General features: G+C 61.9%; 23 protein-coding genes. 15 read left to right on the forward strand and 8 right to left on the reverse strand.

Annotation, left to right across the window (positions count from 1 at the left end):
* Positions 1-68: 68 nt before the first annotated feature.
* Genes C7440_RS10160 through C7440_RS10170 form a run of 3 tightly spaced genes read right to left on the reverse strand, consistent with a single transcriptional unit; the run spans position 69 to position 3186 of the window.
* Complete coding sequence (locus C7440_RS10160; protein ID WP_116518406.1) at positions 69-1361, reverse strand: TRAP transporter large permease; 1293 nt, start codon at positions 1359-1361, stop codon at positions 69-71.
* Entirely contained in the window at positions 1358-1888 is a 531-nt protein-coding gene (locus tag C7440_RS10165; protein ID WP_116518407.1) for a TRAP transporter small permease, read from the reverse strand. The genes C7440_RS10160 and C7440_RS10165 overlap by 4 nt, the downstream gene beginning before the upstream one ends.
* Positions 1885-3186, reverse strand: coding sequence for a TRAP transporter substrate-binding protein (locus C7440_RS10170; RefSeq protein ID WP_165832524.1), 1302 nt, complete (start codon positions 3184-3186; stop codon positions 1885-1887). The genes C7440_RS10165 and C7440_RS10170 overlap by 4 nt, the downstream gene beginning before the upstream one ends.
* A 74-nt stretch (positions 3187-3260) precedes the next feature.
* Between C7440_RS10170 and C7440_RS10175 the strand changes: the two genes are divergently transcribed.
* Positions 3261-3743 carry an SgcJ/EcaC family oxidoreductase gene (locus C7440_RS10175; protein ID WP_116518408.1) on the forward strand — a complete coding sequence of 161 codons (483 nt, stop codon included), beginning with the start codon at positions 3261-3263 and terminating at the stop codon, positions 3741-3743.
* A gap of 67 nt (positions 3744-3810) precedes the next feature.
* Here C7440_RS10175 and C7440_RS10180 read toward each other — a convergent pair whose 3' ends face one another.
* The 3 genes from C7440_RS10180 to C7440_RS10190 all read right to left on the reverse strand — a co-directional run bounded on the left by C7440_RS10180 (position 3811) and on the right by C7440_RS10190 (position 6601).
* A complete protein-coding gene (locus C7440_RS10180; RefSeq protein WP_116518409.1) occupies positions 3811-4977 on the reverse strand; it encodes an MFS transporter in 1167 nt (388 codons plus the stop codon).
* Positions 4978-5058: 81 nt separating this feature from the next.
* Positions 5059-5697, reverse strand: coding sequence for an aspartate/glutamate racemase family protein (locus tag C7440_RS10185; RefSeq protein WP_116518410.1), 639 nt, complete (start codon positions 5695-5697; stop codon positions 5059-5061).
* Positions 5698-5794: 97 nt separating this feature from the next.
* Complete coding sequence (locus tag C7440_RS10190) at positions 5795-6601, reverse strand: IclR family transcriptional regulator (protein WP_165832525.1); 807 nt, start codon at positions 6599-6601, stop codon at positions 5795-5797.
* A gap of 335 nt (positions 6602-6936) precedes the next feature.
* Between C7440_RS10190 and C7440_RS10195 the strand changes: the two genes are divergently transcribed.
* The 11 genes from C7440_RS10195 (at position 6937) to C7440_RS10245 (ending at position 17532) form a co-directional block, all read left to right on the forward strand.
* The gene (locus C7440_RS10195) at positions 6937-8019 is read left to right on the forward strand and encodes an aromatic ring-hydroxylating oxygenase subunit alpha (RefSeq protein ID WP_116518412.1); all 1083 of its coding nucleotides are present in this window, start codon (positions 6937-6939) and stop codon (positions 8017-8019) included.
* A 111-nt stretch (positions 8020-8130) separates the two neighbouring features.
* Positions 8131-9246 (forward strand): ABC transporter substrate-binding protein, encoded by a 1116-nt coding sequence (locus tag C7440_RS10200; protein ID WP_116518413.1) that lies wholly within the window; start codon positions 8131-8133, stop codon positions 9244-9246.
* Positions 9247-9276: 30 nt separating this feature from the next.
* Positions 9277-10326 (forward strand): branched-chain amino acid ABC transporter permease, encoded by a 1050-nt coding sequence (locus C7440_RS10205; RefSeq protein WP_116518414.1) that lies wholly within the window; start codon positions 9277-9279, stop codon positions 10324-10326.
* Complete coding sequence (locus C7440_RS10210) at positions 10323-12086, forward strand: branched-chain amino acid ABC transporter ATP-binding protein/permease (RefSeq protein ID WP_116518415.1); 1764 nt, start codon at positions 10323-10325, stop codon at positions 12084-12086. Before C7440_RS10205 ends, C7440_RS10210 begins: the two co-directional genes overlap by 4 nt.
* Positions 12083-12844: an ABC transporter ATP-binding protein gene (locus C7440_RS10215; protein WP_165832526.1), complete on the forward strand. Its 762-nt coding sequence runs from the start codon at positions 12083-12085 to the stop codon at positions 12842-12844. The genes C7440_RS10210 and C7440_RS10215 overlap by 4 nt, the downstream gene beginning before the upstream one ends.
* Before the next feature lie 129 nt (positions 12845-12973).
* Positions 12974-14023, forward strand: coding sequence for an aromatic ring-hydroxylating oxygenase subunit alpha (locus tag C7440_RS10220; RefSeq protein ID WP_165832527.1), 1050 nt, complete (start codon positions 12974-12976; stop codon positions 14021-14023).
* A gap of 9 nt (positions 14024-14032) precedes the next feature.
* Positions 14033-14449, forward strand: a complete 417-nt coding sequence (locus C7440_RS10225; RefSeq protein ID WP_116518418.1) for a protocatechuate 3,4-dioxygenase — start codon at positions 14033-14035, stop codon at positions 14447-14449.
* Positions 14449-15321, forward strand: coding sequence for a DODA-type extradiol aromatic ring-opening family dioxygenase (locus tag C7440_RS10230; protein ID WP_116518419.1), 873 nt, complete (start codon positions 14449-14451; stop codon positions 15319-15321). Before C7440_RS10225 ends, C7440_RS10230 begins: the two co-directional genes overlap by 1 nt.
* Positions 15318-16256, forward strand: coding sequence for a fumarylacetoacetate hydrolase family protein (locus tag C7440_RS10235; protein WP_116518420.1), 939 nt, complete (start codon positions 15318-15320; stop codon positions 16254-16256). The genes C7440_RS10230 and C7440_RS10235 overlap by 4 nt, the downstream gene beginning before the upstream one ends.
* Positions 16253-16720: a nuclear transport factor 2 family protein gene (locus C7440_RS10240; RefSeq protein ID WP_165832528.1), complete on the forward strand. Its 468-nt coding sequence runs from the start codon at positions 16253-16255 to the stop codon at positions 16718-16720. Before C7440_RS10235 ends, C7440_RS10240 begins: the two co-directional genes overlap by 4 nt.
* Entirely contained in the window at positions 16717-17532 is an 816-nt protein-coding gene (locus C7440_RS10245; RefSeq protein ID WP_116518422.1) for an alpha/beta fold hydrolase, read from the forward strand. The genes C7440_RS10240 and C7440_RS10245 overlap by 4 nt, the downstream gene beginning before the upstream one ends.
* A 7-nt stretch (positions 17533-17539) precedes the next feature.
* Here C7440_RS10245 and C7440_RS10250 read toward each other — a convergent pair whose 3' ends face one another.
* Positions 17540-18784, reverse strand: a complete 1245-nt coding sequence (locus C7440_RS10250; RefSeq protein WP_116518423.1) for an MFS transporter — start codon at positions 18782-18784, stop codon at positions 17540-17542.
* A 179-nt stretch (positions 18785-18963) separates the two neighbouring features.
* Here C7440_RS10250 and C7440_RS10255 point away from each other — a divergent pair, with 179 nt between their 5' ends.
* From C7440_RS10255 to C7440_RS10265, 3 genes are all read left to right on the forward strand, one after another.
* Positions 18964-19419: a MaoC family dehydratase gene (locus tag C7440_RS10255; RefSeq protein WP_116518424.1), complete on the forward strand. Its 456-nt coding sequence runs from the start codon at positions 18964-18966 to the stop codon at positions 19417-19419.
* A complete protein-coding gene (locus tag C7440_RS10260) occupies positions 19420-20022 on the forward strand; it encodes a TetR/AcrR family transcriptional regulator (protein WP_116518425.1) in 603 nt (200 codons plus the stop codon).
* A gap of 76 nt (positions 20023-20098) precedes the next feature.
* A complete protein-coding gene (locus tag C7440_RS10265) occupies positions 20099-20827 on the forward strand; it encodes an alpha/beta hydrolase (RefSeq protein ID WP_116518426.1) in 729 nt (242 codons plus the stop codon).
* 97 nt (positions 20828-20924) lie between these two features.
* On the opposite strand, the gene C7440_RS10270 is transcribed toward C7440_RS10265, so the two are convergent.
* The gene (locus C7440_RS10270; RefSeq protein ID WP_243410880.1) at positions 20925-21887 is read right to left on the reverse strand and encodes a LysR family transcriptional regulator; all 963 of its coding nucleotides are present in this window, start codon (positions 21885-21887) and stop codon (positions 20925-20927) included.
* Between the last annotated feature and the right edge of the window lie 247 nt (positions 21888-22134).

A 22134-nucleotide genomic window follows, 5' to 3' on the forward strand; every position in this document is an offset into this window, starting at 1 on the left:
GGCATGATGGCAGCGACCGGCCCTGGCAATATGCCCGGCGCCGGCTTCCCGTGCCAGGCCGGCGCCGCCTAGTTCATAAGAGCCGGCAAAAACAGGACGATCGCCGGAAAAGCCAGCACCAGGCCGATTCGCACCAGATCGAACACAAAGAAAGGCAGGACGCCCCGAAAGGCCTGGCCGGTCGATATATCCGGGAAGGTCGCCTTCAACACAAAAATATTCAGCCCCACCGGCGGCGAAATAAGCCCTACTTCGGTCGCGATGACGACCACTATGCCGAACCAGACGAGATCAATGCCCAGGCCTGAAACCACCGGCAGCAGCAGCGGCACCGTCAGCAAAATCATCGAGAGGCTCTCGAGCATCGTGCCCAGCACAAGATAGATGCACACGATGATGATCATCACCGTCAGGGGCGACACCCCCAGGCCTCCTATCCATTGCTCGAGCGCCGTGGCGCCCCCGGCAATACTGAGAAAGTTCGAGAACAGCAGCGCGCCGAAAAGCAGGAAGAACATCATGGAGGTGGTGCGCACCGTATCGACCACAATATGCAGAAAGCGCTGCCAGGTGAGGGTGCGGCGGCCCAGGGCGAACAGGAACGCTCCCGCAGCGCCTATTCCCGCCGCCTCGTTGGGCGTAAACAGCCCCGAATAGATGCCGCCGAGAATAAGCACGAACAATAAGACGATGGCCCACACATTGACCAGGGCACGCAGGCGCTGCGGCCAGGCCGTGCGCTCTCCGCGCGGACCCGCCTTCGGATTGACGAGTGTGACATACGTGACCGCCATGCTGTACAGCAGGATGCCCAGCAAGCCGGGGAGCACACCCGCCATGAACAGCTGGGCAATGTCGGTATTGGTGAGGAAGCCGTAGATGATCAGAATGACGCTGGGCGGTATCAGTATGCCCAGCGTGCCCCCGGCTGCGACCGAAGCCACCGCCAGCCCGTCCGCATAGCCATAGCGGCGCATTTGCGGCAGGGCTACTTTTCCCATGGTTGCGGCTGTTGCCATGCTGGATCCCGACACGGCGCTGAAGCCTCCGCAGGCCAGGATGGTGGCGTGCGCCAAGCCTCCCCGATAGTGGCCCAGGAAGGCATAGGCGGCCGAATACAGGTCTTGCGATAGGCGCGACTGGGCTATCAGGTTGCCCATCAGTATGAACAAGGGCAACAGCGAAAAGCTGTAGTTCAGCATGTTGTCGACGACAATCTGCCCAGTCATGGCCAGCGCAGGTGCCCATCCCACCAGCAGGCCAAAACCCACGACTCCCACCGCGCCCATGCATACTGCTATGGGTATGCCCGACGCCATCATCAGCACCATGACGGCAAAGCCGATCAGGGAAGCCGTCATGTCGCGCTCCCTTCAGACGCTTCCCCCCGAGCCGCGATCTTCCGTAGCGCGTGGACAGTGGTCAACAGCGCCGATACGCCGAATAGAATCGCCGTGATGTACAGAACCGGCGACACCGGCAAATGAAGCATCGAGGTGGTGCGCTGGGTATCCGTGGCCAGCTCCGCCTGTACCCACACCTGCCAGGCCACAATACCCTCTGCAAGCGCCGTGGCAAACAGCGCCACGGGTTGCTGCAAGCTGCGCAGCCAGCCCTTCAGCAGCGGCAGCGCCATATCGATGTGCACGTGGTCGCTGCGCAAGGCCACCAAAGGCAGGCCCGCGGCGACAATAAGCCCCACCGCCAATTCCGAGAGCTCATAGGCGCCAATGACTGTAACGTCGATGATGTTGCGGCCCACCACGTCGACCACGGTGACCAGCATCAACGCCATGAGGGCCGCACCGCCCAGAACCCCCATGACCAGCGTCAATCGCCGTGCCCCGCGGCCTTCTTCGAGGCCCGGGTCGTTTTCCAGCGCGCTCATTGCTTGCCTTCCGTCGAGCCGGCAGAATCGCGGTAGCTTCGTATGTCGTCACGGACGCTTTTCAACAATTGCGCTCCGTCCACGCCTTTCGCCTTGGCCAGGGCAAGCCATTCCTCTTCCAGAACCACAAGCCTTTTACTGATTTCAGCGGCAAGCGCTTCGTTTGCCACTTGCGCGTCCATCCCGCCCTTCTTGAAGGCGGCGAGTGCCATTTTGTCCTGGTCGTCCCACACCTTGCCCGCTTCTCGAGCGAAGTTTTCGCCGGAGACGCTCATGATCGCTTCGCGGTCCTGCTCGGACAAGGAATTCCATTTGGCTTCATTCATCACCACAAAGAAGGTCGACGAAAACAGGCCGTCCGGCGTGGTCGTCATGTGCTTCAGGTATTGGTCCATCTTGAAACTGTGGATGGAATCCGGCGGCAGGATGATGCTTTCGATGATGCCTTTGGACAGCATCTGATACGCCTCGGTGATGGGCGCCGACACCGGCACTGCACCCAGCAACTGGGCTATGCGCGCAGGTATGCCCTCGGAAGCCCTGACTCGAAGGTTGTCGAGATCGGCTATTGTCTTCACGGCCTTGTCACGCGTAAAAATCATCGCGGGGCCATTCGAGAACACAGTCAGCAGCTTGGTGCCCTGGTATTCGTCCACCTGTTTCTGCAGCGCAATGGTGGCCCGCCAGTTCGCCACCGACAACGCTTCCGCATTGGAAGAAAGAAAGGGCAGCTCGGCGAATCCCGCCAGGGGGAAGCGCTCGGCCGTGTATGACTGATTGGAGGACGCAATATCCACCACCCCGGTGCGCGCAAGATCAAACTGGCGGGCGGGCGACCCCAGCGACGCGGCGGTGAACTGGATCTTCACTCTGCCTTGCGTGGCCTCTTCGACCCTGTCCGCCCAGGGTTTCATGATGCGCGCGTGAAAGTGGTGGGTGGCGGGCGTCCAGCGATTGAAGGTCAGCATCGTGGTTTCGGCAGCCAGTGCCCCTTGCGGAACCCAGCCCAGAATCAACGCCGTGGCGGCGGCAGCGACCGCGCCCAATACATGACAGCTTTTCATTGTCCTCTCCTGTAGTGACGCCAACCGCCGCGAACTGGCCAGCTTAATAGTTGTCTTTACAATTGTTATTACAATAGTGCCTGCGTGGATCGCCCTTTGCAATGCCGCGAAAGCAAAACTAGGGTATATCCTAGGTTGCTCATCCACACCCATGGCCGCGGCCTCCAGGCTATGCCCCAGTGCTGGATAAATTTCCGAAAAATTGATACAAAGCCTCACGTGCCAGCCGCTCACGCCTTTCGGCCTCTGGGGCGACCGCTGCTTCCAGCAGCGCTGATCCATTCTGTACCTTGTCGCAAAGGAACCCGATGAAGAACACCACCGCCCTCTCCGCCGTCCTGCTTGTCGCGCTCGCAGGCTGCGCCGCGCCTCCATCCGGCACGGCCACATCCGCCTCGCGAACCGAAGCCTGCAAGGCCGCCGGCGAACAGGACATCGCCGCCCTGTTCGACAGGTGGAACGCCTCTTTGCAAACCGGCGACCCGGACAAGGTGGTGGCCAACTATGCCCAACGGTCCATCCTGCTGCCCACCATGTCGAACAAGCTGCGGTTTTCAGCAGCCGAGAAAGAGGACTACTTCCACCATTTCCTGGCCGACAAGCCCAGCGGAAGAATCAACGCACGAATGATAGAGATCGGCTGCAACACGGCCCTTGACGCAGGCATCTACACCTTCACCTTCGCCTCGACCGGCAAGCAGGTCGTCGCCCGCTACACCTATACCTACAACTGGGACGGCAGGCAGTGGCTGATCACCAGCCACCACTCGTCGGCAATGCCCGAAAAGTAAAACCCGATTGTGTCGCCCCCAAGGGCGCACGCAAGCGCGCACGGCCTGGCGGCAAGGCGGGAAAACGTCAGCGGCGAGCCATGCTGGCTACCGCGGCCGCCAGGGTGAGGGCTGTTGCAGCATAGACCGTCATGGCAAAGCCGCCGGCCTCGTATACCAGGCCGAAGCTGCTCGTCCCCGCGAACACGGCCAGGTTGGTAACCGTGCTGTGCAGGCCCATGATGGTGCCGCGCTTGGCGGGATCGATGGCGGTCAATCGCACGATAAGTAGATTGATCCCGTAGTAGTTGCCGAAACCCAATGCCGCCAGAAGGCAAAGCACCGCGGCAAGCCCGTTGCCTATCGCCGCCAGCAGCAGATACACCGCAGCCACCCAGAATAGCGCCGTCGACAGCATGCGCCGGACCCCTACGCGGTTGACGAGGCCGCCCATCAAAATAGCACTGCCAAAGCCTATGCTGTATACAAGGGTGATCAAGCCATTGGCGCTTACCGGCTGGCCCAATTTGCTGTGGAAGTAATCGCCTAGATAGGCATAAAGGCCATAAAAAGCCATCATGAAGGCCCCGCAGGCGAACAGCAGCGGCCTGATGCCGGCCAGGCCCAGCGCGGCAAAAGGGCTTGTCCCCTTGTCCGCCGAAGGCGCGGCCTGGCGCTTCACAAGTGAAAGCAAGGCCAGGGCCAGCACCGCCAGCAGGGCCACCACGCCATACACGACGCGCCAGTGCGTCAGGTCGGCAATGATGGCCGCCAGCGACACCCCCACCACCATGCTCAGCATCCAGCCGCTCAATACCACGCCGATGGTCTTGCTCTCGCGCCCTGGCGGGGCCATATTGGCCGCGCCGGCATAGATGGCCGGCAGCGCCACGCCCGAGGCGATGCCCGCCGCAAATTGCGCCAGCACCAGCACCGCGACCATGGGGGAAAGCGCGCTGGCCGCCAGTGCGATCGGAAGCAGTGTCATGGCCAGCCGCAGCATGCGATGCGCACCGAAGCGGTCTATGCGCGGCGCAAGAAACAGGGAGCTGATCGCGGCGCCAAAGCCAAAGGCCGCCGTGGCCATCATGACCGTGGCCACGTCGGCGCCAAAACTGCGCGACACCTCGGGCGCAATGGGGCCCAGCACCAGCGAATTCGCCCCGATCACTCCGACGCAGCCGGTGAGCACATAGGCGGACCGGGGAATGCGCTGGTCGGGGCCGCCTGATGCGGGCAGTTGCTGCTGTGTCATGGTTTCTTCTATGCCGGGGCGAATGGAGTGTTTCCTGCCCTCATGATAGAGGAATAATGTCGTGAGTATTCAATAAATTGTTCAGGACGGAAGCCTGCTTCGAAGCAGTTCCACAGCGCTGTCCACGGTTGTCAGCACAGGAACGGATACCCTGCCGCGCACCGTGTCCGCAGCCCTGGCCAGGCTGAATTGCGCCAGGGCGATCAGGTTGCAGCCTCGTTCGCACAGGCGCTGCGCCGCTTCGGCCGCCAGCGCGTCGTGCCTTGCGCTGTCCCCGCTTTCCAGGGCAGCCAGGGCGCCTTCGGCCAGTTCCACGTCCACACTGACGGTCGCCGGAAACTCGGCCGGCATCGACGCCAGGGTGGGGGCGAAGCTGGCCACCAGGCCGATACGCCCGCCCTGCCGTGCCGCCGCCGCAATCATCGCCTCGTTGGGCTTGAGCACGGGCATGGAAGCATGCCGGTCGGCCACGGCATCGATGCAGGAGCCAAAGGCCGAGCATGTGAACAAGATGCCGTCGGCCCCGCAATCGACGGCGTAGTCGGCCAGCGTCTGGAAGCGCTGGTGCATGCGGGCATCGAGGCTGCCCTTTGCCAGGTCGGAAGACAGGCTGTCATCCAGCAGATTCATCAGGCCGGCCTGCGGCCAGTGCCGGGCAAAGGCCTGGTTGATGGGGGCCACGGAATGAGCCAGGGCGTGGATGAGTGCGATGCGAGGCATAGTGTGTGATGTGATCAGGGACAGGGATGGATGCATGAAGATGCGCAAGGTCCGGCAAGCAGCCGCTGCATCGCGGCCGGCTTCGAAAGGCCACCGCTCAGGAAACCTGCGGTTCGGGCTGGCGCAGCGGGGAAGGCAGGCCTTCGCGGATTCTTGTCAGGATTTTTTCAATGAGCAGGGCCTCTTGTTCGTCCCCGGTCTTGCGGTAGAGCACGGTGATGACAAAGCGAAGCTCCTGGAAGATATCGACGACCGGGGCCGCGATGGCGCCATAGCCCTGAAGCGTGATGCGCGGGCCCGACGCCAATACGATGTTCGACGATATATCGTAGCCCTGCTCGCGGATGACCCGCGTCCGCTCTTTCAACGAGTCGAGCGTGAGGGGCATCACGGCGCCCACGGGGGTATTGGCCAGTTCATGCAGCAATGCCGCCTCGGTCAGCTCCGGAGGCAAATAGGCAAGAAACACATGCCCGGTGGCGGTATGAAGAAGGGACGTCTGTCCGCCTATGCGAAAGTCGATGGGAAGATCGACCTGGTTGTCGTTGCGGCTGATGATGGTAATGGAAGTGCCCGTCCACATCGACAATAAGGTCGGAGCCTGGGTTTCTTGCGTCAATGAAGCCATCAGGGCGCGGGTGGTGTCGATGAGATCGATCTGGCGAAACGCCGCCAGGCCCAGGTTGAGGGTGGCAAGGCCCAGCGTATAGGCGCTGGCCGCATTCTGCGACACCAGGCCTGTTCTAAGCAGGCTTACAAGGTACATCCTAGTCTTGCTGGCCGACATGCCGGCGGCCGCCGCGATGTCCTTGAGCGACATGGGCTGGGTGCTGCGCTGCAAAATATGAAGCACTCGGCAGGCGGTGTCCACCGACTGTATTCCTTTGGCCAAGACTTTCGACATAAGCGTATTTTTCGTCCTTGTATCAGCGGCGGCTAGATGCGGATCCGATGAGCCCACGCGCATCGGCCGGCCCGCGGTCCGAATTCCCTCTGGCGCACAGCACTCTACCACTGCCCAGTATATCCAGCCATTTTCCATCCTTGCCCCTTTTCATCGGGGCAAAACAGGCCGCAACCACCCAAATTCTGGGGAATACCCTGATGCATTCCCCCGTTATTGCGATGATACTATAGCTGCACTTATGCAGCTATTCTGCATAAAAACAATTGACAGGTGTCGCGGCTCCGCTGAGCTTTGATCGAAACAACGTTTTTTGGGAAAAGGATGCTCGTCTCATGGGTGCAAACGAACAAGCGGTAGCCACCGCACTGACACGGGCCAACTCAAGGCTGGCCGACGGCTGTACGCCGCTATTGAAGAACCATTGGTACGTAGCCGGCCTGGCGGCCGACTTTACGCGTGAATTGCGCGAACGCACCTTCCTCGGCCAGAGCCTGGTTCTTTATCGAACCCTGGCCGGCCAGCCCGTGGCCCTGCTCAACCGCTGCCCGCACCGCTCTTTCCCGCTGGTGCATGGCTCGCTCGAAGGTGATCTGCTGCGCTGCGGGTACCATGGCCTTACCTTCCGGCAAGACGGTTCTTGCGGCGAAATTCCGGCGCAAGCCACGGTGCCTCCCGGCGTGTGCACCCGCTCGTTTCCCGTTGCCGAGCGCGGCCCCTTTGTCTGGATATGGATGGGAGACCCCGCCCAAGCCGACGAAACCGCCATTCCCGACACGAGCTGGCTGGTCGACCCCGCCTGGAACCACGTAAGCAGCTATCTAGAGCTGGACGCCAACTACGTCTACCTGCACGAGAACCTGCTCGACCTGTCGCATTTCACCTACCTGCATCCCACCACCCTGGGCACGCCCGAATATGCCCGCACTCCGTTCGACGTTGAAGTGGACGGCAGTCGCGTGCGGATAAAGCGTTTTGTCAAGGAGTGCGACCTGCCCCCCATCTACGCAAAAACGGGAATCAAGGGAAAAATCTCGCGCCGCACCGAGTCTGAGTTCGTTTCACCCGCCATCCACCACGCATCAGCCTTGATGACCGATCTGCAGGCAGGCGCCGGCCAGCGCAGCGACTTCACCATTCTTATCACCCATTTCGCCACGCCTCAAACCCAGGACACCACCCATTATTGGTTCGCCTTCGCCAGGGACTTCGCACTGAATGATCCGCAGGTGGACGAATACATGAGGTCCAGCGCCCTTACCGCCTTCAACGAAGACCGCCATGCGCTGCAGGAAATCTCCCGTATCTACCGGTCGGAGCCCAAGGCTCCTGAAACCGAAATCCACATAAAAAGCGACAAGGCCGGGGTGGCCATGCGCCGGATCATCTTGAACCTGGCCGCCGACGAACAAGGCTAGCAAGCGGGCCCGGCACAAAAACGAGCTCGATACACAACATTCAACACAGGGCCGGAACAAGACCGGCAACAGGAGACATTGATGAATTGGATGAAAGCAATCGGATGCTGTATGGCTTTCGCGGCAAGCACGGCCGCGGCCCAGGTAAAAGTGGGCGCCACGATTCCCCTTACTGGGCCAGTGGCCATGCTCGGGCTGGGCCAGGAAAAAGCCATGCAGATGTATGACAGGCAAGTAGGCGACCTGTCCATCCAGTACATCACGCTGGACGACGCCTCGGACACGACCGCCGCCGTCAATAACGTCAAGAAGCTAAGCAAAGAGCACGCCGTCGACGTCATCATCGGCTCGTCCAGCACGCCGCAATGTCTGGCCATGCTGGACGCCATCGCACAGGCCGAGGTACCGACGATCTGCCTCGGATCGGCCTCCGCGGTCGTTACCCCCATGGACGACAAGCGCAAATGGGTCTTCAAGATTCCCCCCAACGACGAAGTCTGGATCGAGGGCATGGCCAAACACATGCAGGCAAGCGGCGTGAAGAAGCTGGGCTTCATCGGCTTCAACGATGCCTTCGGCGAAAGCTGGCTGCAGGCAATGTCCAAGATCGCCGGCAACTACGACGTTGAAATCGTCGCCGCCGAACGCTATGGGCGCACCGATTCGAGCGTCACCGCGCAAGTCCTCAAGGTATTGATGAAGAAACCCGATGCGGTCCTGATCGCCGCATCGGGCACCCCCGCAGCACTGCCCACCATGACACTGCGCGAGCGCGGCTTCAAGGGCAAGATCTATCTCAACGCCTCGATCGCCACCAAGGAGTTCATGGAAACGGCAGGCCCCGCTGCAAATGGCGCCCTGCTGAGCATCGGCGTGGGGCTGGTTGCAGACGAAGTGCCCGATTCCAATCCCCTGAAAAAACTCAACCAGGAATTCAAGCAGCAATACGAGGCCAAGTTCGGCGAGGGCACCTTCAATATCTTCGCCATGCAAGGCTACGACGCCTTCCGCATACTCAGGCAAGCCCTGCCCGTGGCCGCCAAATCCGCCTCGCCCGGAACCCCGGAGTTCCGCCGGGCCTTGCGAGACGCCATCGAGAACGTCCATGACCTGCATGGCAATACGGGCATCTACACCTTCTCGCCCGCCGACCACTCGGGGCTGGACACCCGAGCCGTCGTCATGGCCGAGATCCAGGACGGGCAACTGAACTACGTGCCCGAATAAAGCGTCAAGGCGCATCCGGCGGAGCGAATCATGGATTTATCGATCGGCATACTCCTGTTCCAGGACGGCCTGACCAACGGCGCAATCTACATGCTGCTGGCGCTGGCCCTGGTACTGGTGTTCTCAGTCACCCGCGTGCTGTTCCTGCCGCAAGGCGAGTTCGTGGTGTTTGGCGCGCTTGGCTTCACGCTGCTGAACAAAGGCCAGATGCCGGGAACAGTATGGCTGCTGCTGGTGTTCGGCGTGCTCGCCGCGATCTCGGACATCGGCTCGGCGGCCACCGGCAAACGGCTCACGGCCGCCCGGCGCACCCTGGTCGCCAATCTGGCGCTGCCGGCGCTCCTGGCCCTGCTGGCCTGGATCGCCGCTCGAAACAATGCGCCGCCGCTGGTCTGCGCCCTGCTCGCCATTGCCCTGGTCATACCGCTGGGTCCCATGATCTATCGAATCGCCTTCATGCCCGTAGCCCAGTCCTCCATCCTCACGCTCCTGATCGTCGGGGTGACCGTGCACTTCGTGCTCCTGGGTATGTCTCTTTTCTTCTTCGGCCCCGAAGGCATGCGCGCACAGCCGCTGCTGAATGGCGACATCAGTTTCGGAGAAGTCGTCGTGTCCGCCCAAAGCCTGCTCGTCTATGCAGCGTCCGCCGCGGTGGTCGCAGGCCTTTACTACCTGTTCGAACATACCGTCTACGGCAAGGCTCTGCGCGCCACTTCGGTCAGCCGCACCGGCGCCAGGCTCAGCGGCATCCGCACCCATGTGGCGGGCAAGCTGGCTTTCGGCCTGGCGGCCGCCATCGGCGCCGTATGCGGCGTCCTCCTTGTTAGCCTGACAACGGTCTACTACGACTCCGGGCTGGCCATAGGCATGCGCGGGTTCATCGGCGCCGTCGTGGGCGCACTGGTCAGCTTCCCCGGCGCGGCGGTGGGGGCACTTATGGTCGGCGTCATCGAAGCGTTCACCGCCTTTTTCTACAGTTCCCTCAAGGACGCCGCGCTGTTCCTGCTGATCATCCCTGTCCTGCTCTATTTGTCGCTTGGTTCAGGCGCGGGCACCGTCGTTAGCGAGGAAGAGTCATGAAGCGCCAAACCGTCTTTCTTTGCCTGGCCGCACTGCTGTTCGCGGCAATAGCGCTGGCGCCGGGCTTCTATGTCAACCTGCTGGCCTACGTCGGCCTGTACAGCCTGGTCGCCGTCGGGCTGGTCCTGCTCACCGGGGTCGCCGGAGTCACCTCGTTCGGCCAGGCCGCTTTCGTCGGCATCGCCGCCTACACGACCGCGGTCATGACCACCACCTTCGGCCTGTCGCCATGGCTGAGCCTGCCGGCATGCCTGGCGCTGAGCGGGCTCTCGGCATGGATACTGGGGGCAATCACCTTTCGCCTTTCGGGCCACTACCTGGCCTTGGGCACCATGGCCTGGGGTCTGGGCCTGTTCTACATCATGGGCGACGTCGCCGCCCTGGGCGGCCACACCGGCATTCCCGGCGTTCCCAGACTACCTCTCGACCTGCTGTACGAATACTCGGGCCGCTGGTATGCGGTGCTGATCTGGGCCGTGGCCATCTCGGTCATCATCGCCATCGAACGCATCCTCGCCTCGCGCAAGGGCCGGGCCATACGGGCCTTGAAAAGCGGGCAGCAAATGGCCGAAAGCTTCGGCGTCAATACCTATACGCTGAAGATCCAGATATTCGTATTCACCGGCCTGGTGGCCGGACTGGCGGGCTGGCTGTACGCCCACTACATCGGCTTCGTCAATCCCACGCCCTTCGGCATCTACGCCAGCATCGAATATCTCTTCATGGCGGTGCTGGGCGGCGCGGGCTATGTATGGGGCGCGGTGCTCGGGGCGGGCATCATCACACTGCTGCGCCACTGGCTGCAGGACGTCCTGCCGCTGGTGCTGGGCCGGTCCGGCAACTTCGACATCGTCGTATTGGGAGTGATCCTGATGCTCGTCCTGCACCGCGCCCGCAACGGCATAGCGCCCGTGCTGGCCCGGTACGTACGCTCGACTCCTAAAGAGCCGCCCCAGGGCATAACCCGCCTCATGCCCCGGCGATCCCAGCCCGACCCGGCCGCCCCGCTGCTGGAGCTTTCCGGAGTCACACGCAAATTCGGCGGACTCGTCGCGGTGAACCAGCTGTCCTTCAGCCTGAAGAACGGCGAAATACTGGGCCTGATCGGGCCGAACGGCGCCGGCAAGTCCACCACCTTCAATCTCGTCACCAATGTCCTCGCGCCCACATCGGGAGAAGTCCGCTATGCGGGGCAGCGCATCGACGGGACCGGCATGCGCAACATCGCCCGGCTCGGCATCGCGCGCACCTTCCAGCACGTCCAGCTCGTCTCCGACAGGAGCGTGCTCGAGAACGTTGCATTGGGCGCCTATCTGCATGGGAAGCGGGGCCTGACGTCGGCGGCCTTGCGCCTGGACCAGAACGAAGAGGCGGGTCTGCTGGCGGCCGCCGCTGCCCAGGTACGGCGCGTCGGGCTGGCGGACAAGATGCATGAAGCGGCCGGCAGCCTCGCCCTGGGCCAGCAGCGGCTCATAGAAGTGGCGCGGGCGCTGGTCACGGGCCCCACGTTGCTGCTCCTGGACGAACCCGCCGCGGGGCTGCGGCACCTGGAGAAGCAGCAGCTGGCGCAATTGCTGAAAGACCTTAGAGAAGACGGCGTCAGCATTCTGCTAGTCGAGCATGATATGGATTTCGTCATGAACCTGGTTGATAGGCTGGTGGTCATGAACTTCGGCGAAAAACTGGCCAGCGGAGAGCCTCGGCAGATCCGCAATAATCCGTCGGTCATCGAGGCCTACCTGGGAGGAGAGGCGGCATGAGATCGCTATTGGAAGTCAACAATCTCGAGGCGGGATACGGCCGCGTCAGCGTGCTGAAGGACATATCGCTCAAGGTGGAAGCCGGCACCATCGTGACCGTGATCGGGCCGAACGGCGCGGGCAAGACGACGCTGCTCAATGCGCTGGCCGGCCTGCTCGATGTTGGCGGCGGCACCGTCAGCCTCGAAGGCAGCGACATCACCCGCCACGATACCGAAGACCGCATCTACCAGGGCATGGGCCTGGTCACGGAACAGCGCAACCTCTTCAGCACCATGACGGTGCAGGACAACCTCTGGCTGGGGGCGTTCTCGCGCAGGGGCCGCGCCGGCCGCGACGAACTGGTCGAAGAAGCCTACCGGCTGTTCCCCCGCCTGCGCGAGCGCAAGCTGCAGACCGCCGGCACCTTGTCGGGCGGAGAGCGCCAGATGCTGGCGCTGGGCCGGGCCTTCCTGGCCAGGCCGCGGCTGCTCATGCTGGACGAACCCAGCCTGGGTCTCGCTCCGCTGGTCGTGCGCGACACGCTCGAAACGGTGGGCCGCCTGCGCGACCAGGGCATATCCGTGCTGCTGGTCGAACAGAATGCGCGCGCCGCCCTGAAAGTTGCCGACTACGGCTATGTCCTCGAGAACGGGGCCATTTCATTGCAAGGGCCGGCATCCGACCTCCTGACCAACCCGGCCGTGGCCGCAAGCTACCTGGGCGGAAGCCAGGACGAGGCTCGCGCCGCCGCGACCACTGAACAAGCATGCTCCTAGGAAGAAGCAATGGGCTCCATACAAGATCGAATTCCCTCCACCGCCGCCGCTTCGGCCGTCCGCCCCTCGCATGAGAGATCCCGCGCCGGCCAAGCGGCCCCGGTGCCGTCCCGCGCGAACGCCAATTCTATGGCGGACGAAACCACCCCTCTCATCCGCAACTGCTGGTACGTGGCGGCGCTCAGCGCCGACCTGGCGCCCGGCAAACTGTTTGCCAGGCGCCTGCTCGACGTCAATGTGGTGCTCTATAGAACCGAAAACGGCATCGCGGCCCTGCACGATCGCTGCGCCCACCGTTCGATGCCCCTGTCCGACGGCTACATCCAGGACGACAAGGTCGTATGCGGCTACCATGGCTTTCGCTACGGCACCGAGGGAATATGTGACCACGTCCCCAGCCAGCCCGAACGCTGCCCGGGAGGCATCTCGGTGCGCAGCTTTCCCGTCGTCGAGCATTCGCCCCATGTCTGGATCTGGATGGGCGACCCCGGGCTGGCCGATCCGGCACAGATTCCCGGCGCAGCCTGGATGCGCGACTCTGACGAATGGACCGGTTCGCATGGCTATATGCACGTCAAGTCCAATTATGTCTTCCTGCACGAGAACCTGCTCGACCTTTCCCATCTAAGCTATCTGCACGCCAAGACCTTCGGTACCCCCGACTACGCGAGCGCCCCCTTCGACATCCAGACAGGCGACGGAGAGTTCATCGTACAGCGCACAGTGGCGCCCACGCGTTTGCCCCCCGTCTATGCCGAACCCACTGGCATGACGGGCGTCGACGCCGCGCGCATCGTGACCTCTACCTATGTCTCCCCGGCCCTGTCCTATACGGAACTGCTGCTGCGCAATCTTGAACTGCCGCAGGAACAACGGCGCGACTTCCACCTGAAGACCGCACAGATCATCACTCCCGAATCGGACGGCACCCTGCATTACCACTTTACCGTGGTGCGCGACTTCGCCCTGCACGACCAGGCCATGTCCGAGTTCATCCTGAAATCCATCAAGGCCGCGTTCCACGAAGACGTCTATGCACTGGAACGCATCACCCAGGTTCGGCTCGGCGAACCCGTATTCCATGAGCGCTCGGTGGCGGCCGACCGGGCTGGCGTAGCCATGCGCAAGCATCTCAAAAAGCTTGCCGACCACGAGAACCCGCCCACTCAGCCCGTTTGAGCATCAGCCATGAACACCATCGACAACACCTCGCCGCCCGCGGAATCCGCGACGAAAGGGCCGGGCTTCGACCTGCATTGGCCCGGCACGCTGATCTTCTCTCCCCAGCTGGCACTGAAAGGCCATCACCTGAACAAATTCGCCCTGAGCTTGCGCAAGCCCGAGAACCGGTGCAGCTATCTGGCCAACGAGACGGCCTACATGAAGGCGCAGCACCTGAGCGAAGACGAAATCCGGCTGGTGCTTGAACGCGACTGGAGCGCCCTGCTGCTGGCGGGTGGACACTTGCAGGCCGTCCTCAAGGTGGCCGCGACGGTGGGGCAAAGCCTGTGGCACATCGGCGCGCACAATGCCCAAATGGACGTCGAGCGCCTGAAGGCGGCCTGCCCGCGCAAAGTAAGCGGCCTGCCCGAGGGGATGCACTGATGGCGCACATCATAGGCGGCATAGGCATTGCCCACACCCCTTCCATGGGAATGGAGTATGACCGCGGCCGGGCAAATGGCTTCGATTCCCGCTGGGGGCCGTGGTTCGAAGGCCTGAGCCCCGTTCGGCAATGGCTCGAGCGCATCAGGCCCACGCAGCTCATCGTCGTGTACAACGACCATTTGAACCATTTCGATTTCGACGCCTATCCAACCCTTGCCATCGGCATCTCGTCCCGGTTCGAACAGGCCGACGAAGGCTGGGGTCGGCGCCCCTGGCCCGACATGCCGGGCAATCCAAGCTTTGCCATCCCCCTGGCCGAATACCTGGTCAGGCAAAGTGAATTCGACCTGACGGTATGCCAGTCCCTGGCGCTCGATCACGGCGTGTATTCATGGTTCCCCTGCCTGTTCGACCTGCCCTGGAAGATTCCCGTCACGCCCATAGCGGTGAATATGGTGCGCCATCCCTTGCCCACCTCGCAGCGCCTTGCCAGGCTGGGCGCGGAAATACGCGCGGCGGTCCAGGCCAGCGATGCCGGCGAACGCGTGCTCGTCATTGCAACCGGAGGCATGTCGCATCAGATCAGCGGCGCGCGTTTCGGCATCTCCAACCAGGAGTTCGACCAACGGTTCCTCAAGGCCCTGCCATCGGAAATGGACGCGCTGATGGCCATTCCCCAAGAGGACTACATGCGCTACGGAGGCACTGAAGCCGCCGAGCTTTCCTTGTGGTTCGCCATGCGCGCGGCGCTGTCGCCGGACGCCATGCCGGTATACGACCACTACACCTGTCCCCAGATAACCGGTTGCGGCGTACTGGCCATGACCGAACCACAGTTTGAACAGCAGTCTACGAAGGAGCAAAAGTGAAGTTCGGAACAATCAGAAAAAATGACCGCGACGTCGTCGTGGCGGGGGTGGGACACGACACGGCCCTGGTGCTGGAGGACGTCATGGACGATGCTCCGAAAACCATGCTGGAAGTGATTGCCGGCGGCGAGGCCATGCGGCGGCGCATCGCCGCCGCCGTGGCCGGCCGCGAAGGAACCCCCATGGATGGATTGCACTGGCTGCCGCCCGTTCCCCGCCCCGGAAAAGTGCTGTGCGTGGCGCTGAACAACAGCGCCAACAAAGACCGCATCATGAGCGGCCCCAAGCATCCCGCCATGTTCGTCAAGGCGTCGTCGTCCCTGATAGGGCATGGACAGCCCATCCGGCTGCGCGCTGAATTCGGGCGGGTTCACCCCGAGCCCGAACTGGCCGTCATCATCGGCAAGGCGGGCAGCGATATCGCGCCGGAAGACGCCATGGAGCACGTCTTCGGCTACAGCATCATCAACGACCTGACCTCGCCCACCATGCGGGGCGAAGACACTTTCCATTACCGCGCCATCCATCCCAAAGAGGGCGACGCCAGCACCATCGAATACGTCGACACCTGGGTTTCCTACCCCGGCCGCTATAAGTGCGCCGATACCTTCGGCCCCATCGGGCCCTGGGTCGTCGCGAAAGAGGCCGTAGCCGACCCGCACGACCTGACCGTGCGCTGCGAGCATCAGGGCGAGCTGGTGACCGAGGACAATACCACCAATCTTTTCTACAAGATCCGGGACGTCGTGTCTTTCGCCTCCACCTACATGGCGCTGGAGCCGGGAGACATCATATCGATGGGCACCGCGCTGAAAGCGGCCGGCGCCACCCGGGGCAAGGCCGTGCAGAACATCGACCTCAATCAACTGGGCGGGCCCATTTCGGTCAGCATCTCGGAACTTGGCACCTTGTCCAACCCCGTGGAATGGAGATGAAGCGACATACCGTCCAAGCCCTCGAGGCCACACTGGGGCACCGCCTGGCCATCGAGGAACTCAACGCCTGGGTGGCCCATTGCCTGGATCATAAAACCTACCAGGAAATGGCCGACGCATTCACTGAGGATGCCGTCTACATCAGCGGGCCACGCGCCCTGACCGGCCCCGAAGAGATTGTCCAATTCTTCGAGCAGCGCAGGCAGAAAGGCGGTCCCCGCAGCACTCGCCACATGGGCGACGGCCTGCGCCTGCAATTCAGCGACGACGGCCGCAAGGCCATGGGCCGCAGCGTGTGGATATCCTATGCCTGTAACGCCGAGGCGCCCGTCGACACGCTCTCCGCCTTCATGGTGGCCGACTTCGAAGACAGCTATGTGCTGCAAGACGACGGCATGTGGCGCATCAGCGAACGCGTGATCCGCCCGGTCTTCAAGAACCCCGAAGCGGCGCCCGCGGCATGACGGAAGCAATCGGGAAACATATAGCCCTGCCGGGCGATCAAGGCGAACTGTGGGTCGAAGTTGCCGGAGCGGGCGACCCGCTCGTCTTCATCCACGGCTTCGGCCTGGACGCCGCGATGTGGGACAAGCAGTTCGCCCATTTTTCGCGCACGCACCGCACCATACGCTATGAAATGCGCGGATTCGGACGTTCGTCCCGGCCCGTGGGCCCCTATGACCATGTCGAGGATCTGCAGCACCTGCTGGCACATATGGGAATCCGGTCTGCCGATTTCATTGGCCTTTCCCTGGGCGCCAACGTAGCCTTGAACTTGGCGCGTGTCCACCCGCAAGCCGTAAGAGCCTTGGTGGCGGCCTCGCCTGGGCTTCCCGGCCATGCCTGGAACGAAGAGCGTCCGCCCGAAGCCGCGCAGGCATACGCCAGAAGCCACGGCGTCGAGGCCACCAGGCGCTTTTGGTTCGAGCATCCCTTGTTCGCCGGCAGCAGGTCCCGTCCCGATGCCCGCGACGACCTATGGAGCGCCATACAACGCTACGATGGATGGCACTGGACCCACGAAAACCCCATGCGCCCGTTTTCATTGACGGCGGCGCATCTTGCCGAAATCAAGGCGCCGTGCCTAATCTTGAGCGGCGGCTTGGACGTTGCCGGCTACCGCGACATAGCGCGCACCATCGCAGCGGGGGTGCCCAGCGCGATGCTTGTCGAATTTTCCGATGCCGGCCATATGGTCAATCTGGATGATCCGGCCCGGTTCAACCACGAGGTTCAGCGCTTCCTCGAGAAATCGCAGCAAGACGCCGAAGGCTGACGCGCGATCATGGATGCTCGCCGGCCTCGACCGAGCCGGCCCGCGCCCTTCTTTGCATGGCCAGCGCCAGCGCCACGACCGCCAGGACCAGGGGCACGAAGGACACCCACAGCACCATGTCCCAGCCATAGGCGGAAAGCAGGCCACCCGATGAAAAGGACCCTATCGCCATCAGGCCGAACACGATGAAGTCGTTAAGCGACTGCACGCGTGTCTTTTCCTCGGGGCGATGGCATTCCAGCACCAGCGAAGACGCCCCCAGGAAGCCGAAATTCCAACCCACGCCCAGCAGCACCAGCATCCACCAGAAGTGCATCACATCGATGCCTCCCAGCCCGACCGCGGCCGAAATGCCGGTAAGCAGCAGGCCGACGCTCGCCACGCGCCCCGCACCGAAACGCGTGATGAGGCTGCCCGTGAAGAAGCTGGGCCCATACATGGCGATGACATGCCATTGAAGGCCCAGGTTGGCCGATTCCTGCGAATGCCCGCACAGATGCATCGCCAGGGGCGCGGCTGTCATGAGGAAATTCATCAGCATGTAGGACACGGCCCCGCACACCACGGCGGCGACGAAACGCGGCTGCCTGGCAATGACGCTCAACGGCCGCCCGCCCGCCACCTCGGCCGCGGTAGGCATGGGCAGCCGGACGCCAAGCAGGATAAGCGCCGAAAGCGCGGCGGCCGCCGACTGCACCAGATAGGTGGCGGCAAACATATAGGGAGGCCAGAGGTCCATCGTCCAAGTGACAAGCTGCGGGCCCACGACCCCTGCGGCAACCCCGCCCGCCATGACCAGCGACAGCGCCCGCGCACGCCGCTTGGGTTCTACGCCGTCGGCCGCCGCGAAACGAAAGGAAAGCACGACCGCTGCATAGCCTCCCGCAAAGAAGGTGGACAGGCAGAACAGCCAGAACCCCGCCTGCAGCACCGCCACCATGGCCAATAGCCCGGCAAGCACGCCTGCTGCGGTTCCCACCAGAAAAGAAGTGCGCCGGCCGTATCGCCGCGCGATCGCACCTACGGGCAGGATGCATGCCGCCATGCCGACGACGAATATGGAAATGGGCAAGGTGGCGAGCATCGGCGTCGGGGCAAGCATATTGCCCACGATGGAGCCCGTGGCGAACACCACGATGGCATTGGCCCCCGCCAAGGCCTGCGCAATGGAAAGCCGCCATATATTGCCGCGCTGAGTACTTTCGGGAAGCAGGGAGGAAGAGGGGTCTGCAGTGAGAGTGGTATCGGTCATTGGAGATAGGCCAAATGCCTTAATGCAAAGTCTGTTACGGCAACGATTCTGGTGATAGTACTATGCCCGATGCCGTATCGGCCCGGCCCGGTCTGCACAAGTCATTCCCTAAATAGATTATATTTATAATCTATTTTGACAGTGCCTTCGTTTGGAGGCCGCACACGGAGAACCTCGACATGACAAAGCACCGACCTCTGTTTCTTGAAGACCTTGCGGTTGGAGCCGAGTACCGTAGTGCGGAATACCAGCTTGAAACGCAAGACATTGTCGATTTCGCCCGCCGTTTCGATCCTCAGCCTTTCCATCTCGATGAAGAGGCCGCAAAGAACTCGCTATTCCAGGGGCTGGCGGCAAGCGGCTGGCACACCGCGGCGATCACGATGAAACTGCTCGTGGACAGCCTGCCCCTGGGCAGCGGCATCATCGGAGCAGGGGGAGCCATTGATTGGCCTCGGCCTACCCGGCCGGGCGACACTCTGCACGTTGTCAGCAAAATTGTCGACATCGTGCCCTCGCGTTCGAAGCCCGACCGCGGCATCGTGACGGCTGAATGCCGCACAATCAACCAGCACGGCGAAACGTGCCAGAACCTGGTGCCTCGCCTGGTCGTCCTGCGTAGGACGGAGGCATAAGTGGGCCGAGTCTCGCGCGAACAGGCTCAACTGAACCGCCAGCGTGTGGTTGAAAGCGCCTGCCGCCTGTTCCGCATGTATGGCGTCGAGAATGTCTCGATTGCAGACATCATGAGTGAAGCGGGCTTGACGCCCGGCGGGTTCTACAAGCAGTTCGAGTCAAAAGAAGCGCTAATGGACGAAGCGTTTGCAATGGCTTTCAAGCAGGCTTCCGAGGCGTGGGCGGCCATAACGAAAAGCAGCGAATCCGGCGACTCGCTTCAGGCGCTCACCGCCCTGGTCCAGCACTACTTCAAGAAACGTCCTCCAGAACAGTATTGCCCGATGTTGGTGTTCTCGTCGCTGGTTGGCAACTCGCCGACAGACAGCACAACAGCTCAGGTTTATCGCCAAGGCGTCGAAGAATTGTTCGGCCGGTTTCATGCTGAAGCTGCGCGAGCATCAAAGAGGAAGCAAAAGCAAGAGCCACCGCTCTCGGAGGCCGAGATCTTGCTCCTTTTCGCAGCGATGATAGGAACGGGTTTCCTGGAACGTACGGTGGGCCGCAGCGCCTTGGTTGGCCAGATGCAGTCGGCGGTGCTCGAGGCGCTGGCCAAGTCTTGAAAAAGTTACCTAGCCCTTGTGCCTGTGCAAGAATATGCAAGCCGCAACAAAAACAATCCACACAAGGAGACAAAAGATGTCAGATACTTACGTCATCATCCACGGCGCCTGGCACACCGGCGCCGAAATGGAAGCCGTCGCCAAGCACATGCGCGAAAGCGGGCACGTGGTTCATTGCCCCACTCTGGCGGGCAATCGCCCCGAAGACGACCGCAGCACCATGGGCCTGAACGACGCCATCGAATCCGCCGTACGCTTCATTGAAGAGAAAGATCTGCACAACGTACGCCTGGTGGGCCATAGCTATGGCGGCATGGTGATCTCGGGCGTGGCCGACCGCATTGCCGACCGGCTCGAGCGGCTGGTCTATGTAAACGCCTTCGTTCCCCTCGACGGCCAGTGCCTGAACGACCTGGTCCCGCCCCACTACGTAGAGCTGTTCGATTCGATCGCCGCCCAGAACAACAACGCGGTGATGCTTCCGTTTCCAGTCTGGCGCGAGGCGTTCATCAATGACGCAGACCTGGCGCTGGCGCAATCCAGCTACGCCAAGCTGAACCCGCATCCCTATCACACTTTTATCGACCCCATTAGCCTGAAGCAGCCGCTGGCCCAGCTGAATATCGGCAAGTCGTACCTGAACTGCCAGCAAGACATCGCCTTGCCGCATGGCCTGCCCTGGCACCCGCGCCTTTCCGAGCGCCTTGGCCTGTTCAGGCTGGTAGAGTGCGCGGGCAGCCATGAAACCTGGTTTTCGAATCCGCCGCGCCTGGCCCAGGCCATCATCGAAGCCGGACGCGACTGAACGGCAAAGCGCCAGGTCCGAGCCTGGCGCTTGTCCCGCCGCTGGCCAAACCGGGGCCTTCGCGTTATCTGCTCTAGAAAGCGACAAAAACATTCAATCAGCGCAATACAGGCATTCCATCAGGCTGTGCAGCCTCGACATAAGCCTTGAGAGCGTGCTGGAACGGCGAAAAGTGCTTGTCTTCGCGGTGTAGCGTGTAAAGCGGGATGCTCAGCTCAAGCCCTGGTGTGCGCACCCAGCGCATATCGCCACGTTTCAGGTTTTCTTCCACCGCCGAACGGGTAAAAAAACATACGCCAACGTCGCGGCGCACCGCCTCTTTCTGGGCTTCGGGATGGCCTAGGTAAAGTACGATTCTGCGCGAAGGGATACCGTTGTGGCGCAGTTGGCCTTCTTCCAGCTGATACATCACCGTGCTATTGGATGTGCTGATAAAAGGCAGCCTGGCCATCTCTTCCCGATCGGTGCTGTCACCCACCCATTTGCTCTCGGGCGCGCTCATCAGCAGCAACGGCTCGTCCCACAAAGGCTCGACGATAAGCCCCGTCGTAATCTGGTCCGGCGAGACAATAAGAACCGAAAAATCGCAAATGCCCGTGCGGGCGGCATCGAGCGCCGCCTGCGGGTTTGAAATGACAACTTCTACCAGCCCTTCCGGGTGTTGCAGTTGAAAATCACACACAATGGGCGGCAATAAATAAGAACCCACGCTCATCGACGAAGCGACTACAGCCCGGCCACTGCCCACTTCGATTTCGCCGGCAAGCTCGCGCTCGAGTTCCCTGGTTTTTGCGACCATCTCTTTGGCCCACTTGAACACCCTTTCTCCGGCAGGGGTGAGCACAACGCCCCGCCCTTCGCGGCGCAACAAAGGCGCGCCCAGCTTCTCTTCGAGACTGCGCAAATGTGCCGTGACGACAGGTTGAGACACAAAAAGGTGTTGCGACGCCCGCGTGACGCTTTGCAATTCGGCCACCAGACAAAAAATCTCGATCTTCTTCAGCGTCAACTGCGAATCGAATCTGCGCATTAACCCGAACTGTGAATTATCCGATGTCATATAGCCAAATAACTATGTTTGCAGGGAAAACTTTGTATTAGACGCTATTAAACCCCAACGCTACCATGACCACAAATAAAAACGTCGAGGGAAAGATTGCGAGTGAGACGGCGCCTATAACCCATGTTTGCCATTGCCAGACCCAAGGCGGGATGCGAGCGGCACACACTCCCCTCAACGTTGGCCGCTTCTACCGCGCGCACCTGGCGATCACAGCGGCAACAGTAAAAACCGACATTATTCTCTT

This window comes from Pusillimonas noertemannii (assembly GCF_003096595.1).
Classification (GTDB): domain Bacteria; phylum Pseudomonadota; class Gammaproteobacteria; order Burkholderiales; family Burkholderiaceae_B; genus Pusillimonas; species Pusillimonas noertemannii.